This is a genomic window from Streptomyces sp. NPDC052107, assembly GCF_040680215.1.
Lineage (GTDB): Bacteria > Actinomycetota > Actinomycetes > Streptomycetales > Streptomycetaceae > Streptomyces.
Genome location: NZ_JBFAWG010000016.1, coordinates 19,284 through 35,468, shown reverse-complemented (window position 1 = coordinate 35,468; position 16,185 = coordinate 19,284). Strand labels below are relative to the sequence as shown.

Genomic DNA, 16,185 nt, shown 5'->3' with positions numbered 1-16,185 from the left:
GGAGACGACACGTCCTGTCGCCACGGTCACCTTCCGCCCTCATGGCCGTCGGGCCGGCCGTGCTGCTGCCCGTCGTGCTTGCGCAGGTAGTCGCTCAGTTCGTCCAGTTCGGCGCGCACCTGGTCGATGTGGCTGGGCGCCGGGCGCTGCGGCGGCGGGGTGGTCAGCGGCGGCTGGGGCACGGGCGTGTGCGGCACCGGGGGCGGGGTGTGCGAGGCCGGCGGGAAGGGCGTGTCGCGGCCCGCCCGGCCGATCGGCACGGTCGCCGCCGTGTACGGGTTCGCGGGGCCCGGATAGGCGTACCCGGCCTGTCCGGCCCGCTGCGCCTCGTATGCCCGCTGCCGCAGCGAGAAGTGGCGGATCTCCGCGGCGAGGTAGTACGCGATCGCGGCCACCAGCGTGCCGAGCAGCAGGAGCATGCCGAAGTAGCCGGCCGCGGTGTGGATCTCGTCACCGGGCTCGGTGCCTATCAGCACCAGGCTGAGGACGTCGGCGACCATCGCGGCGACGAACAGGACCCAGTCCAGCGACCGTCGTGTGACGATCGCCAGCCGCAGCAGCATCACCCAGGCCAGGAGGCCGATGCTGAAAAACCCGATCGCCACGAACAGCACACGCAGCAGAACCAGCCACGCGGTGTGCGGCGGCTGCTTCACCGGCTGTCCGTAGCCGAGGCCTTGCATGACTGCTCCTGATGCCTGATGTGGGCGTGCGTGTCCGACCGGCGTGCTCCGTCGGGCGGAGAACGCCGGTCGTCCGATTGTCGCTTCGAGCATATGACCCGACACCGACAAGGACACGGACAAGCGTCCCTGTTGTACCGAACCGTTGTCCGCCGTACACCCGCGAACCCCGACCGGCACGGCCGCCGGCCGGCGATCCACGGTCCGCATGACGCCATCGGCCGGCGGCAGGAACGGGGCGCGAACGGCCCGCGGCCCGCGGCCCGCGGTCAGTCGGGCGCCACCGTGCCGTCGGTGAGCCCGTCGTACATCCCTCGCACGAGTTGTTCCCCGAGCCGGCTCGCGTGGCGCAGCGCCCGCTCGAACTCGTCGAGCGCGCGGAAGCGTGCGCCGTAGCGCCGCTGTTCGTCCAGCGAGAGCCTGGGCAGCTGCAGACGGCGCACGTCCAGCCGGGTCGCGGTGGAGGCGTAGCTGCTGGCCTGCCGGTTGTTCGCGGTGCCACGCAGGAACCCGGCGAGGAACCAGGGGTCGAGCGCCGTGCGATCGGGGCGCAGCAGCACGAGGTTGCGCCCCAGGGCGGCGCCCCCCGTCGCCTCGTCGATCACGCGCGCCACCGAGCCGCCGCCCAACACCGGTACGACGACGTCACCCGGCTCGGTCAGCACCGCCTCCTCCTCGCTCTCCGGAAGCGTCCCGGAGGGCGCCGTGCCGGCGAGGACGTCGTGGTCGGTGAGCACGGGCACGCGCGCGTGGCCGCCGTTTCCGCCGGTGCGCATCACCAGCGCGCCCCCGCGCGCGAGTTCACCGATGGTGGTGAGCGGCCAGCGCGCGCCCGGCGCGGGGGCGGCGGGCGGCGGAGTGAGCTCGCCGGTCAGACGCAGGGTCGTGCCGAGGCGCTCGCGCACCACCGTGAGCTGCTCCGCGCCGTCGGCCACGGCCGCCGGCGGCAGATGGCGGGCGGGCGCGAGGTCGACGTCGTCGTCGAGGAGTTCGATGACCGGCACGGAACGGGCGAGCCCCGGCCGCTCCGCCGGCCGCCCCTCGCGTTCGAAGGCACGCCAGGCGTCCAGTACCGCCTCGCGCACCGCCGGCCAGTCCGGGCCGCCGCGCCCCTCCCCGGCGAACCTCCCGGTGTCCACGAGCAGCACCTCGGGCGACGCCGGCGTCCGGTCGGGCCGGCGCAGCACCCACACGTGCAGCGGGATGTTGTACGGCGGCGCCGCCCCCACCGGCAGCGCGACCACCGCCCTGAGCGCGCCCCGGCGCAACAGGTCGGCGCGGATCCGGCGCCCGGAGCGGCGGGAGGCGGCGGCCGGCGGCATGAGCAGCACGGCGGATCCGCCGTCGGCCAGCCGGGCCAGCGCATGCTGCACCCAGGCGAGTTCGGACTCGGAACGGGCCGGGAAACCGTACTCCCAGCGGGGGTCGTAGGCGAGCTCGTCGTGACCCCAGTTGCGCTCGTTGAACGGCGGATGGCACAGCACCGCGTCGGCGCGCAGCTCCGGGTAGGCGTCGGCGCGCAGGGTGTCGCCGGCCGCGCCGCGCACGCCGGCCCGGGAGTGCAGCGCCAGCCGCAGCGCGGTGAGCGCGGCCAGGTCGGGCGCGCTGTCCTGGGCGTACAGCTCCTGGCCGGGGCGGGTGTCGACGGCCCGCAGCAGGGCGCCGGTGCCGCAGGCGGGGTCCAGGACGGTACGGGCGGGGCCCGCGAGGTCGGCCATGAGACCGGCGAGTTCGGCCGGGGTGAGCGTGTACTGGCGGGGGTTGGCGTCCAGGTGCCGGCCCAGCAGGAACTCGAAGGCCTGCCGCGCCCCGATCTCGGCGGCCAGCTCGGCGGCACCGCGCAGGAGGGGGGCGGAGGGGAGGAGTTGGGGGCCGGTGGGGGTGCGGGGGGTGGGGGTGGCCGGGGTGGAGGTGGGGGTGCCGTGAATGGCGGGGGTGTTGTGAACAGCTGGTAGGGTGTTCACAGGCTGGCCCGTCAATGAGGAGTTCACAGCGGGTGTTGGGAGCGCTGGGTTCACATCCGGCGCCATCCGGTCAGGGTTCACACCGGGTGCCACCGAATCCGAGTTCACACCAGATGCGCCGGGGCCGGCGTTCACACCGGACGGGCCGGGGCTTGCGTTCACACCAGGCGCCCTGCCACCGACGTTCACACCAGGTCCGGCAGAGGCACCGTTCACACCCTCCGCGCCGCCGGACGTGTTCACACCCGCCCCCGCCCCGACACCGCGCCCGCCGCGCCCAGCACGCCCCGGCACGCTGCCGAAACGCGCCGTCAGTACCTGCTCCAGCGCGCCAGGCAGGATCGCGGCGAGGCGCGCGTCGGAGCCGGCACTGGCGTCGAGCCAGACGGTGGGGCGCTCGTGGATCAGCAGCAGGGCGCAGCCCGCGTGGACCAGGGCGGTCAGCGGGCCCTCGGGGTGTCCGGCGAGCTGCTGCCAGACGCGTTCCCGAAGCGGGACCTCGGCGAGTTTGCCCTGCTTGCGCAGCCAGGCCTCGACCTCGGCGAGCGCGAAGGACGGGCTGGTCTCGGTGCCGCCGACCGGTTTGGGGAAATCGGCGTGCCGACGGCGCCAGTTGCTGACGGCAGCCCGGCCCACTCCGGCGAGCCGGGCGATACCGGCCGCGGTCACCTCTGTCGCGTTGTCCTGCACCGGCTCCGCTCCCCTCGTCCGTGTGTGCGCCGAGCATACCGGCGTACACATGATCCGTGCATTCACGCCGTGTACTCATTAAATCTCGTGAACCGTGTTGACTCGGTTCACAGTCCCTGGTCTTATTGACCCAGCGAACGAGCGGCCACCGGAGGGGGAGGCCGCCGCTTTGGGAGGGATTCGCCATGGGCATGAAGGCCAAGGTCTCGCTGGGCGCCGTCGTGGGCGTCGTCGTCATCGCCGCCGTGTCGGCGAACGCCGGCAGCAACGGCAAGGACGGCGGCTCCGGCGGCAGCGACAAGGGCTCTTCCGCCTCCGCCAAGCACACCCCCGGCGGCACCAAGGACAAGAAGGGCTCGGGGGCCGGACAGGCAGCCGAAAAGAAGAAGGCCGCCATCGCCGGAGACGGCGAGTACCAGGTCGGCTCGGACGTGAAGCCGGGCACGTACCGCACGACCGGCAACTCCGACGGCATGTGCTACTGGGAGCGCGCCAAGGACGCCAAGGGCGAGATGGACTCGTTGCTGGCCAACGACAACGTCAGCGGCACGAGTTACGTGACCATCAAGCCCACCGACAAGATCTTCAAGTCCAGCGGCTGCAAGGACTGGGAGGCCGTCGACCCCAAGGCGAAGGGCACGCCCTCCTCCTCGATGGACGGCGACGGCGGCATGTTCAAGGTCGGCACGGACATCGCGCCGGGCACCTACAAGTCGACCGGCAACGCCGACGACTCCTGCTACTGGGAGCGCACCAAGGACGCCGAGCACGGGCTGAACTCGATCATCGCCAACAACAACGTGACCGGCACGGCCGTCGTCACCATCAGCCCGAGCGACGCCTACTTCAAGACCACCGGCTGCGGCGACTGGAAGAAGGCGGCCTGAGCCGGCCCTTCCCACCGCCGCTCACCGAACACCGCGCACCAACCTACGCACCGCGCGCCGCTCGCCAACCGCGCACCGCGTAGCAAGCACAAGGCACCGCGTACGACAATCACGCACCGCACACCGCTCACCGAACCAGTCCCACCGGCTCCGCCTGCCCGGGCCCGGCCCCGGGTCGGCCGGACCGGTTCCGGACCCCGTACGGCATGCCGTACCCACCTCCCCGTAACACCCAGCTCTGAAGGACTGTCATGCGCCTCACCCTCCCTGTCGCCACGCTGCTCGCCGTCGCGGCGCTCCCGCTGGCCCTCACCGCATGCTCCGCCGGTTCGCCCTCCGACACCGGCGGGGGTAGCTCCAAGCCGGCCAGGGCCAAGGACCTGAACGCCGGTCTCGCCACCGGTACGCAGTTGAAGAAGGCGCTGGCGCCCGCGTCGGCCTTCCCGGGCGGGTTCACCTCCGAGGCCGACGGCGCCTCGGACAGCGGCGGCCAGTTCCTCTCCCCGTCCGCCCGGAGCACCGCGAAGCCGAACTGCACCAGGCTGGAGAGCACGTCCTGGATCCAGGTGACCGGGTTCAAGGGGGGCGTGTCGTTCGCGCAGAACGACTACGTGAACCACGACAAGACCGAGGAAGTGGCCCAGGAGATCGACGCGTTCCAGGGCACCACCGCGAGCGCGGTGCTGAAGCAGCTGCAGACCGTCGCCGCCGAGTGCGCCACCTTCACGGACACCGACGCGCACGCCAAGGTGAAGCTCACGGGCAGTTCCACGGCCGGGCTCGGGGACGAGGCCTACACGATGACGCTGACGAGCGGCGCCTGGGAGAACGGCTCCACGCTCATCGCGGCTCGTTCGGGCAACTCCGTGATCACCGTGCTGTCCACGGCGGGCGCCGACGACGGAGCGGCCACCGCGAAGAAGGTGACGACGCAGATCCTGGGCAACCTGAAGGCCCTGAAGACCGCCTGACCGGGGGTGTGGATGCGGCACCCGCTCACAGCGGGTGCCGCATCCACACGTCGGGCTCGACGTAGACGGCGTATCCGCGCTCCGGTTCGCAGCGGACCGGGACCAGTGCGCCGGGCGCGTCGGCTGCGGTGCCGAACGGCAGCCCGGTCCAGCGGCGCCACTCCCCCAGCGAGGCACCCTCGGGGTCCATGAGCACCGGTCTGCGCAGGTGCCGGCCGACGGACCGCAGGAATCCGCAGAACAGGTCCAGCCGCTCCTGGCCCTGTATTTCCCGCAGGTCGACGTCGAAGTCGACTTCCTCCGCCCCGAGGAAACGGGAGACGGCCAGCATCCCGGGCACCGGCCACACCCGCAGTTGCGGGCACTCGGCGCCGAGGGGCCGGCCTAGCACGTGCGCGGCGCGCGGCAGGGGGCGTACGGCGGCACCCTCCAGGTACTCGTGCCGCCGGCCATTCGCCACGACCAGGCCGAGGAGGGCCTGCCAGTCCTCGGCCGAGGTGCCGGGCACGCGCAGGTCGGGCAGCGCGCCCATCTCCTCGCAGTCGAACCAGCCGGAGACGTCCTCCCACCGCAGATCCCGCATCCCGGCATGCTGCCCGCCGGCCCGCACCGGCGCATCCGGGTTTCGTAGGCCCCCTCGGTACGGCTCAGCGGCCCCGGGTCAGCGGGCGCGGAAACGGTCCGGCGCCTTGGTGGGGTTGCCGCCCGTGGGGAGCTTCTGGCCGGGGCAGCCGTTGAGGACCTTCTTCATGGCGGCCTTCTCGGCGGCGGTGACCCACAGGCCGTACTTCTTCTTCACCGCGACCTGGGCTGCCACATAGGTGCAGCGGTACCTCGTGTTGGGCGGCAGCCAGGTGGCCGCGTCGCCGTCGCCCTTGCCGCGGTTGGTGCTCGCGTCGACCGCGATGAGGTTGAGGGGGTCGTTGGCCAGGGCTATGCGCTTGCTGGCGGCCCAGTACTTGGCGCCCTTCTGCCAGGCGTCGGAGAGGGGGACGACGTGGTCGATGTCGACCTGGCTGCGGCCGCGCCGGTAGGTGATGTCCTTGCCGGAGTAGGGGTCGGGCTCCAGCAGGCCGTAGGAGACCTTGCAGGAACCGCCGCTGAACTTCACGTCCTTCAGGTCGCGCTTGAGTATGTCGTCGCGGGTGTCGCAGGAGTTGGAGTCGGTGTCCGCCCAGGCGGTGCCGAACCGGGCCCGCGAGTAACCGGTCTTCGGCGCCCGGCCCTTGACGGTCAGTGAGTCGACGGCGGCCAGGACCGCGCCGCTGCCGCCGCCCTGGGGCCCGGGGGACCCCTTGCTCTGCCCGGACTTGCAGCCGGTCACCGCGACCAGCACGACCACGGCGGTGACCGCCCCACCCCTCAGACGCGCCACGGTGCGTCCCCCCTCACTCGCCCGGGTCCGCCCGTCGGACACAGGCGGAATCGTTCCGTCCCTTACGGTAACCGCCGCGAGGCCCACTTCAGATGGGGACCAAAACGGTACTTTCGGGCAGACGGCAGGCAGACGGCCGTCGAGTTGGGGCATGACGGTGCCGTACTGGGGGAGCACGGCCGGCACGCGCGTGAGCCCGCTCACAACAAGCCGCCGGGGCATTCGCCGCCGAGGGGGCCGTGCCCGGGTCGTGGCCGTCGGCCGCCGTGCGGCACCCCTGACCAAGACTCCGACGGCCACCCAGCTCCTACGACGCCCGCGGCCCCTACGACTCCTACGACCCCAGGATCGAGGCCAGGAACTCGCCGACCCAGCCCAGCAGTTCGCGGCCGACCAGCGGCTTGCCGCCGACCTTCGCGGTCTTCGGGCGTGGGACCAGCACCTGCTGAACGGACGGCTTGATGACCGTGCCCGGGTAGAGACGCTTGACCCGCAGTTCCTGCGACTCGCGCAACTCCGCCGGCGCGAAGCGGATGTTGGTGCCCTGGAGCACGATCTCGCCGACACCGCACGCGCGCGCGAGCATGCGCAGCCCGGCCACCAGCAGCAGGTTCTCCACCGGTTCGGGCAGCTTGCCGTAGCGGTCGGTGAGTTCCTCGCGGACGGCCTTGATGTCCTCCTCCGAGTTGGCGGAGGCGATGGCACGGTAGGCCTGGAGGCGCAGGCGCTCGCCGGGCGCGTAGTCGTGCGGGACGTGCGCGTCGACGGGCAGCTCGATCTTGACCTCGAGCGGCGGCTCCTCCTCGATCTCGCCGGTCTCCAGCTGCCGCCGGTAGTCGGCGACGGCCTCGCCGACCATGCGGACGTACAGGTCGAAGCCGACGCCCGCGATGTGCCCGGACTGCTCGCCGCCGAGCAGGTTGCCGGCGCCGCGGATCTCCAGGTCCTTCATCGCCACGTACATGCCCGCGCCCATCTCGGTGTGCTGGGCGATGGTGGCCAGGCGCTCGTGCGCGGTCTCCGTCAGCGGCTTCTCCGGCGGGTACAGGAAGTACGCGTAGCCGCGCTCCCTGCCGCGGCCGACGCGGCCGCGCAGCTGGTGCAGCTGGGACAGGCCGAAGGTGTCGCCGCGCTCCACGATGAGGGTGTTGGCGTTGGAGATGTCGATGCCGGACTCGACGATCGTGGTCGAGACGAGGACGTCGAACCTCTTCTCCCAGAAGTCGACGACGACCTGCTCCAGCGCCGACTCCGACATCTGGCCGTGGGCGGTGGCGATGCGTGCCTCGGGGACGATCTCGCGGAGCCTCGCCGCCGCGCGGTCGATGGACTCGACGCGGTTGTGGATGTAGAAGACCTGGCCCTCGCGCAGCAGCTCGCGGCGGATGGCGGCGCCGATCTGCTTCTCCTCGTACGGCCCGACGAAGGTGAGCACCGGGTGGCGCTCCTCCGGGGGCGTGGTGATGGTGGACATCTCGCGGATGCCGGTGACCGCCATCTCCAGGGTGCGCGGGATCGGGGTGGCGGACATGGTCAGCACGTCGACGTTGGCGCGGAGCTTCTTCAGCTGCTCCTTGTGCTCGACGCCGAAGCGCTGCTCCTCGTCGACGATGACCAGGCCCAGGTCCTTGAACTTCGTCTCGGAGGAGAACAGGCGGTGGGTGCCGATGACGACGTCCACGGCGCCGTCCTTCAGTCCCTCCAGGACGGACTTGGCCTCGGTGTCGGTCTGGAACCGGGACAGCGCCTTCACGCTCACCGGGAACTGCGCGTACCGGTCGGAGAACGTCCCGAAGTGCTGCTGCACGAGCAGGGTCGTCGGTACGAGGACCGCGACCTGCTTTCCGTCCTGTACGGCCTTGAAGGCGGCCCGCACCGCGATCTCGGTCTTGCCGTAGCCGACGTCGCCGCAGATCAGGCGGTCCATGGGGACGGACTTCTCCATGTCCTCCTTGACCTCGGCGATGGTGGTGAGCTGGTCGGGGGTCTCGGCGTAGGGGAAGGCGTCCTCCAGCTCGCGCTGCCAGGGCGTGTCGGTGCCGAAGGAGTGGCCGGGGGCGGCCATGCGCGCGCTGTAGAGCTTGATCAGGTCGGCGGCGATCTCCTTGACGGCCTTCTTCGCGCGTGCCTTGGTCTTCGTCCAGTCGGCGCCGCCGAGCCGGTGCAGGGTGGGGGCCTCGCCGCCGACGTACTTGGTGATCTGCTCCAGCTGGTCGGTCGGGATGTAGAGGCGGTCGCCGGGCTGGCCGCGCTTGGCGGGTGCGTACTCCACGACCAGGTACTCGCGGGTGGCGCCCTGCACCGTGCGCTGCACCATCTCGATGTAGCGGCCGACGCCGTGCTGTTCGTGGACGATGTAGTCGCCCGACTCCAGGGTGAGCGGGTCGATGGTCTTGCGGCGGCGGGTCGGCATCCGGGCGCCCTCGCGGCCGGTCGCGCGCTGGCCGGACAGGTCGGTCTCGGTGAGCACGGCGAGCTTCAGGGCCGGGTCCACGAAGCCGTACTCGATCGATCCGCAGGAGACGTGCACCACCGACGGGCTCAGTTCGCCGAGGTCGGCGTCCAGGCGGGCGGCGATGCCCTCGTTGCCGAGCACCTCCGCGGTGCGGGCGGCCGGGCCGTGGCCCTCGGTGACGAAGACCGCGCGCCAGCCGTCGGCGAGCCAGCCCTTGGTGTCGGCGAGGGCCCGCGCGGTGTCGCCGCGGTAGGTCTCGGGCGCGTGCATGCCGAGCTTGAGGGTGTCCGTGTCCAGTTCTTCGTCGGCGGCGAACGGGGAGACGGACCACCACATCATGTCCAGCTCGCGCGCGTGGTCGCGGACGTCGGCGATGGACCACAGGGAGGCGGCGCCGACGTCGATCGGGGCCTCGCCGCCGCCGGCGGTGGCCGCCCAGGAGGCCTGCAGGAACTCCTGGGAGGTGGCCACGAGGTCGGCGGCACGCGTGCGGACCCGCTCCGGGTCGCAGACCACGGCCATCGCGCCCTTGGGGAGGACGTCGAGGAGCAGTTCCATGTCGTCGACAAGGACGGGGGCGAGGGATTCCATGCCCTCGACGGCGATGCCCTCGGCGATCCTGTTCAGGAGATCGCCCAGCTCCGGGTGCTCTTCGGCGAGGGCACGCGCGCGTGCGCGGACGTCGTCGGTGAGCAGCAGCTCGCGGCACGGCGGTGCCCACAGGCCGTGCTCGGCGACTTCGAGGGAGCGCTGGTCGGCGACCTTGAAGTAGCGGATCTCCTCGACGTCGTCGCCCCAGAACTCGACGCGCAGGGGGTGTTCCTCGGTGGGCGGGAACACGTCCAGGATGCCGCCGCGCACGGCGAACTCGCCGCGCTTCTCGACGAGCTCCACGCGCGCGTAGGCGGCGGCCGCGAGGGCTTCCACGATGTCGTTCAGATCGGCGGTCTGGCCGGTCCTCAAGGACACCGGCTCCAGGTCGCCGAGGCCCTTGACCTGCGGCTGGAGCACGGAACGCACGGGTGCGACGACGACGGAGACGGGGCCGGTCTCGGGGTCGTCCGGGCTGGGGTGGGCCAGGCGGCGCAGGACGGCGAGGCGCCGGCCGACGGTGTCGCTGCGCGGACTGAGGCGCTCGTGCGGGAGGGTCTCCCAGGAGGGGTACTCCACGACGCCCTCGGCGGGCAGCAGGGACCGCAGGGCCGCCGCCAGGTCCTCGGCCTCGCGGCCCGTCGCCGTGACCGCGAGCACCGGGCGGCCGGCCTCACGGGCGAGCGCGGCGACCGTGAAGGGGCGGGCCGCCGGGGGACCGACGAGGTCGATGTGCATGCGGTTGCCGTCCGCGGCCGCCGTGATCGCTTCCGCGAGGGCGGGGTCCTTGACGACGGCGTCGAGCAGACCGTGCAGGCTCATGGGGCTTTTTCCGTCCAGGGGTGGGCAACGCAAGTAGCCCGGCGCGGGTGGCAGCCGGGGGTGTCCAGCGTACGACTCCGTCGGCGGTGGCGTCGGAGGCTGTGGATGACTCCGGCTTCCTCGTGCCCGGTGCCGCGGCCGGCGCGCCCGCCCGTCCCGGTCGGCTGAGAAGTGGCCCGGCCGAGTCCCAGCTCGGTCTGCCGTACAAAGGACCCGGTGCCGGAGAGTCCCCCAGGACTCTCCGGCACCGGGTCTTCCCCCGCAACCCCCGTATGCGGTGGTCGTAACCTCGGCCCAGCCTGCGCGGCTAGTCCGTCGCGATCGCGTTCAGCACGTTCATCCGGCCCGCCCGGAACGCCGGGATGAGCGCGGCGAACAGGCCCACGAAGGCCGAGGCGATGAAGACCGTGATGATCGTCGGCCAGGGGATGTCCAGGACCTTCAGGCCCTCCAGCGCGAGGAGCTGCTGGGCGGTCGCGCCCCAGCCCATGCCCAGGCCGAGGCCGAGCAGGGCGCCGAAGACGGCGATCACCACGGACTCCAGGCGGATCATGCGGCGCAGCTGGCGGCGGGAGAGTCCGATGGCCCGCATGAGGCCGATCTCCCGGGTCCGCTCGACCACCGACAGGGCCAGGGTGTTCACCACACCCAGGACCGCGACGATGATCGCGAGGGCCAGCAGGCCGTAGATCATGTTCAGCAGCTGGCCGATCTGGTCCTTCAGCGCCTTCTTGTAGTCGGTCTGGTCGCGCACGGTCAGAGCCGGGTCGTCGCGCAGCGTCGACTTCAGCGCCTTGTAGGCGGCCGCCTCCTGCCCGTCCTTGGCGGTGGCGAAGACCAGCTGGTCCAGCGGCATCCGGTCGGCCGGCACGTACTTCGCGGCGGTGGCGATGGAGGCGTACATCGCGCCCTTGTCGACCACGACGTCGTCGCTGGTGATCGCGCGGACCGTCAGCTTGGCCGTCGTACCGTCCTTGAAGCCGACCGAGACGGTGGAGCCGAGCTTGATGCCGTGCTTCTTGGCGAAGCCCTCGAAGACGGACATCGAGTCGGGCTTGTAGGCGTCGGCGAGGTTGCCGGCGACCGTCTTGGTGCGCAGGTCCTGTGCGTAGGTCGGGTCGGCCGCGTTGATGGTCTCCTTCTTGGAGACGCGGCCGTCCGGCGTGGCCAGGTCCGCGTCCAGGAGCTTGTACTCGGTGACCCGCTCCAGGCCGGGCGTGGCCTTGATCTTCTGCACCATCTGCGGGTTGACCATCGTGTACTCCTGGTCGCCCTGGATGATGAAGTCGGTGCCGACGGTCTTGTCGAGCTGGTCGGTGGCCGAGGCCACCATGGAGGAGCCGACCACCGACAGACAGGCCACCAGGGCCAGGCCGATCATCAGGGCCGCGCCGGTGGCACCGGTGCGGCGCGGGTTGCGCAGCGCGTTGCGCTCGGCCATCCGGCCGACGGGGCCGAAGATCCGCAGGATGATCGCGCCGAGGACGCGGACCAGTCCGGCGGCCAGCAGCGGGCCGATGACGACGAAGCCGATCAGCGTGGTCACCACGCCCAGGCCCAGCCAGCCCGAGCCGGCCTTGGCCTTGTCGGCGGTCGCGGCGACGTACAGGCTCCAGCCGCCGGCGGCGGTGAGGAGCAGGCCGATCACGGCCCGGATGGCGCCCGCCTTGGCGTCGGCCGGGGCGCCGGCGTCGCGCAGGGCGGCCATCGGGGAGACCTTGCCGGCGCGCCGGGCGGGCAGATAGGCGGCCAGGACGGTGACCACGACACCGAGGAGCAGGCCGACGGCGGGGGTCGTCCAGGCGACGGTCAGATCGTCGGTCGACAGGTGCATGCCCATCTGGCCCATGAGCTTCATCAGGCCGACCGCGATGCCGACGCCCGCGCCGACGCCGAGCACCGAGCCGATCACGCCGAGCAGCAGCGCCTCGATCAGCACCGACCGGTTGACCTGCCTGCGGGAGGAGCCGATGGCGCGCATCAGGCCGATCTCGCGGGTGCGCTGGGCGACCAGCATGGAGAAGGTGTTGATGATCAGGAAGATGCCGACGAGGAAGGCGATCCCGGCGAAGCCGAGCATCGCGTATTTCATGACGTTCAGGAAGCTCTCGACGCTCTTCTGGTTGGCGTCGGCGACCTCCTTGGCCGTCTGCACCTTGTAGCCGTTGCCGAGGGCGGCGGTGACGTTCTTCTTCAGCTGGTCGTTCGTCACGCCATGGGCGGCGGTGACGTTGACGTTGGTGTAGACGCCGGTCTTGCCGACCAGGGTCTGCTGGGCGGTCTTCGTGTCCAGGTAGAAGATCGCCGCGCCGGGGTTGGTGACCTGGAAGGCGGCGATGCCGGACACGCGCGCGTGGTGCGTGCCCACGACCGAGATCATGCCGATGTCGTCACCGAGCTTCAGGTGGTGCTTGGAAGCGGTGTCCTCGTCGACCATGACCTGGTCCGGGCCCTTGGGCGCCGCACCCTTGGTGATCTTCATGGTGCGGGCGTCGTTGCTGTTCCAGCTGCCGACGATGGTCGGCGCGCCGCTGCTCGGCGACAGCTTGTCGCGGTGGGCGTCGATGACGGTCACCGAGGTGGAGCCCACCGTGCCCTCGGCCTTCTCGACGCCCTGGGCGCCTCGGACCCTGCCGACCACGGAGGCCGGCATGACCGGCGGCTTTCCGGTGCGGGAGGTGGTCTCACCGGTGTCGGAGGAGCCCTTCGCGCTGACCGTCACGTCCGAGGACGTGGCCTGGAACAGCTTGTCGAAGGTGGTGTTCATCGTGTCGGTGAACACCAGGGTGCCGCACACGAACGCCACCGACAGCAGGACCGCGATCGCGGAGAGCGCCATGCGGCCCTTGTGCGCGAAGAAGTTGCGCAGTGAGGTCTTCAGGACGGTCATGACGTACGCCCCCGGGCGTCGAAGTCCTTCATGCGGTCCAGGACCTGATCGGCCGTCGGGTTGTACATCTCGTCGACGATCCGGCCGTCGGCGAGGTAGAGCACGCGGTCGGCGTAGGAGGCGGCGACGGGGTCGTGGGTGACCATCACGATGGTCTGGCCCAGCTCGTCCACCGACCGCCGCAGGAAGCCGAGGACTTCGGCACCCGCGCGCGAGTCGAGGTTTCCGGTCGGCTCGTCCCCGAAGATGATCTCCGGGCGGGCGGCGAGGGCGCGGGCCACGGCGACGCGCTGCTGCTGGCCGCCGGAGAGCTGGGTCGGCCGGTGCTTGAGCCGTCCGGCGAGCCCGACGGTCTCCACCACGCGGTCCAGCCAGGCCTTGTCCGGCTTGCGCCCGGCGATGTCCATGGGCAGGGTGATGTTCTCCAGGGCGTTCAGGGTCGGCAGCAGGTTGAACGCCTGGAAGATGAAGCCGATACGGTCCCGGCGCAGCTGGGTGAGCTTCTTGTCCTTCAGGCCGGTGATCTCGGTCTCGTCCAGGTAGATCTGGCCGCTGGTGACGGTGTCGAGCCCGGCGAGGCAGTGCATGAGCGTGGACTTGCCGGACCCCGAGGGGCCCATGATGGCGGTGAACTGGCCCCGCGCGATGTCCACGTCGACGTGATCGAGGGCGACGACGCGGGTCTCGCCGGACCCGTACGCCTTCACGACCTGCCGCGCCCGCGCGGCAACGGCCGTACGCCCTCCAGTGCCCCCGTGCCTGGGAATGGTCACAGCCGATGTCACGGTATGTCTCCTATGTCGGTCGTCGTGTCGGTGAGTTGTGCCCTGGCCCGCCAGGGCCTCGTTCTTGGGTACGTCGTCGAGTCTCGCGGCCGGCGGGGCCCTCGCGCGCTGGTGCGAAGCCCCCTCTTTCCCGGGGGAAAACCCCACCCCGCCGGTGCGGTCAGCCGCCCCTCAGCGGCGTAAAGCCAGGTTAAGGAACGGGCCCTGCCGCTCTCGTCCTCCGCCGGGACGAACCCTTCCCGGGCCGAAGTAAGGAGGTACCCCTAGGGGTGCTCCACCCGCGGGCGGAGTTCTCCTCGGTGCCGTCTCCACCCTTCGGTGCGGAAAGCCTCCACCCTGCCGTCGCGTCAGGGTCAAGCCGTCGCGTCCGGGGCAAGGCGTGCGGCGCGTGGGAAGCTGTCGTACCGGAGATGGTTGCAAGGGGCACGGGAGTGTCCCGGTGGGAGCACGGGAGGGGTCCGGTGGGAAGTACGACACCCGCGATACGCGACGGCGCCGTCAACGAGCAGGGCACCCGGCGCCGAGGCGCCGTCGTCGCCGCGCTGATGCTGGCGATGGCGCTGGCCGCGCTCGACGCCACCATCGTCTCCACGGCCGTACCGCAGATCGTCGGCGACCTCGGCGGGTTCTCCGTCTTCTCCTGGCTCTTCTCCGGCTATCTGCTCGCCGTGACGGTCACGCTCCCCGTCTACGGCAAGTTGTCCGACACCTTCGGCCGCAAGCCGGTGCTGGTGACGGGCGCGGCCGTGTTCCTGCTGGGCTCGCTGCTGTGCGCGGGCGCCTGGAACATGGCGGCGCTGATCGCCTTCCGGATCGTGCAGGGGCTGGGCGGCGGGGCGTTGCAGGGCACCGTGCAGACGCTCGCCGCCGATCTGTATCCGCTGGCGGAGCGCCCGAAGATCCAGTCCAAGCTGTCCACGGTGTGGGCGGTGTCGGCGGTGGCCGGGCCGGGGCTCGGCGGGGTGCTCGCCGCCTACGCCGACTGGCGCTGGATCTTCCTGATCAACCTGCCGATCGGCGCCGCCGCGCTGTGGCTGATCGGCCGTCATCTGCACGAGCCCGAACGGGAGAAGCCGGAGATCCCGGAGAACGCAGTCCACGCGCGCGTGGACTGGGCCGGCGCGCTCGCGGTGTTCGCGTGCGGCGGGGTGCTGCTGACCGCGCTGGTGCAGGGCGGGGTCGCCTGGCCGTGGCTGTCGGCGCCCTCGCTCACGCTCTTCGGCACCGGCCTGGCGCTGGCCGGTGTGGTGGTCGTGGTGGAGCGGCGGGCGGCGCAGCCGATCATCCCCGGGTGGGTGTGGCGGCGCCGGACGATCGCGGCGGTCAATCTGGCGCTCGGCGCGCTGGGCCTGCTGATGGTGGCGCCGAGCGTGTTCCTGCCGACGTACGCGCAGTCGGTGCTCGGACTCGCACCCGTGGCCGCCGGTTTCGTGCTGTCGGTGTGGACGCTCAGCTGGCCGGTGTCGGCGGCGCTCAGCCAGCACGTCTACCGGCGCATCGGCTTCCGGGACACCGCGCTGCTCGGCATCGGACTGGCCGCGCTGACCCTGTGCGCCTTCCCGTTCCTGCCCTACCCCGGCTCGTGGTGGCAGCCGACGCTGCTGATGCTCCTGCTGGGCGCGGCGCTCGGGCTGTTCCAGCTGCCGCTGATCGTCGGGGTGCAGTCGACGGTGGGCTGGTCGGAGCGGGGGACCACGACCGCGTCCGTGCTGTTCTGCCGGCAGACCGGACAGACCCTGGGCGCCTCGCTGTTCGGCGCCGTCGCCAACGGGGTGCTCGCCGCGCGGCTGGGCGGGCAGGGCGATCTGGACTCCGTCACGCGCGCGTTGGACGCCGGTACGGCCCCGGAGGCGACCCGGCACGCGATCGCCGACGCGGTGCACGCGGTGTACCTCGGCGCGGCGGCCGCGGCGGCCCTGGCCTTCCTGGTGCTGCTGCTGGTGGCTCCGCGGCGGTTCCCGGTGCGCGACGAGTGAGCGCGCGAGGGGTCGGTTAACGCGGGTAACACCCAAGGTCGGCACGCCTCTTCCCGTAGTAAGCGCATACCGACTGGCCAGTTTGGTGAAAACGCC

At 71.5% G+C, this 16,185-nt stretch carries 10 protein-coding genes; 3 read left to right on the top strand and 7 right to left on the bottom strand.

Annotated features, from left to right (window positions below):
- Window positions 1-26: 26 nt before the first annotated feature.
- Both AB0M27_RS19670 and AB0M27_RS19665 read right to left on the bottom strand, forming a co-directional pair.
- Window positions 27-683, bottom strand: coding sequence for a hypothetical protein (locus tag AB0M27_RS19670; protein ID WP_365723130.1), 657 nt, complete (start codon window positions 681-683; stop codon window positions 27-29).
- A 269-nt stretch (window positions 684-952) separates the two neighbouring features.
- Window positions 953-3,337 carry an N-6 DNA methylase gene (locus AB0M27_RS19665; protein ID WP_365723129.1) on the bottom strand — a complete coding sequence of 795 codons (2,385 nt, stop codon included), beginning with the start codon at window positions 3,335-3,337 and terminating at the stop codon, window positions 953-955.
- Window positions 3,338-3,522: 185 nt separating this feature from the next.
- Here AB0M27_RS19665 and AB0M27_RS19660 point away from each other — a divergent pair, with 185 nt between their 5' ends.
- Both AB0M27_RS19660 and AB0M27_RS19655 read left to right on the top strand, forming a co-directional pair.
- Entirely contained in the window at window positions 3,523-4,224 is a 702-nt protein-coding gene (locus AB0M27_RS19660) for a hypothetical protein (RefSeq protein ID WP_365723128.1), read from the top strand.
- 251 nt (window positions 4,225-4,475) lie between these two features.
- Window positions 4,476-5,195: a hypothetical protein gene (locus AB0M27_RS19655; protein ID WP_365723127.1), complete on the top strand. Its 720-nt coding sequence runs from the start codon at window positions 4,476-4,478 to the stop codon at window positions 5,193-5,195.
- Window positions 5,196-5,220: 25 nt separating this feature from the next.
- Here the strand turns inward: AB0M27_RS19655 and AB0M27_RS19650 are convergent, their stop codons facing one another.
- The 5 genes from AB0M27_RS19650 to AB0M27_RS19630 form a co-directional block, all read right to left on the bottom strand.
- Window positions 5,221-5,778, bottom strand: coding sequence for a hypothetical protein (locus AB0M27_RS19650; RefSeq protein ID WP_365723126.1), 558 nt, complete (start codon window positions 5,776-5,778; stop codon window positions 5,221-5,223).
- A 78-nt stretch (window positions 5,779-5,856) separates the two neighbouring features.
- Window positions 5,857-6,570 carry an HNH endonuclease family protein gene (locus AB0M27_RS19645; RefSeq protein ID WP_365723125.1) on the bottom strand — a complete coding sequence of 238 codons (714 nt, stop codon included), beginning with the start codon at window positions 6,568-6,570 and terminating at the stop codon, window positions 5,857-5,859.
- A 334-nt stretch (window positions 6,571-6,904) separates the two neighbouring features.
- The gene (mfd, locus tag AB0M27_RS19640) at window positions 6,905-10,438 is read right to left on the bottom strand and encodes a transcription-repair coupling factor (protein WP_365723124.1); all 3,534 of its coding nucleotides are present in this window, start codon (window positions 10,436-10,438) and stop codon (window positions 6,905-6,907) included.
- 307 nt (window positions 10,439-10,745) lie between these two features.
- A complete protein-coding gene (locus AB0M27_RS19635) occupies window positions 10,746-13,328 on the bottom strand; it encodes an FtsX-like permease family protein (protein ID WP_365723123.1) in 2,583 nt (860 codons plus the stop codon).
- Complete coding sequence (locus AB0M27_RS19630) at window positions 13,325-14,113, bottom strand: ABC transporter ATP-binding protein (RefSeq protein ID WP_365723122.1); 789 nt, start codon at window positions 14,111-14,113, stop codon at window positions 13,325-13,327. The genes AB0M27_RS19635 and AB0M27_RS19630 overlap by 4 nt, the downstream gene beginning before the upstream one ends.
- A 461-nt stretch (window positions 14,114-14,574) precedes the next feature.
- On the opposite strand from AB0M27_RS19630, the gene AB0M27_RS19625 reads away from it, so the two are divergent.
- Window positions 14,575-16,089, top strand: coding sequence for an MFS transporter (locus AB0M27_RS19625; protein WP_365723121.1), 1,515 nt, complete (start codon window positions 14,575-14,577; stop codon window positions 16,087-16,089).
- Window positions 16,090-16,185 lie beyond the last annotated feature (96 nt).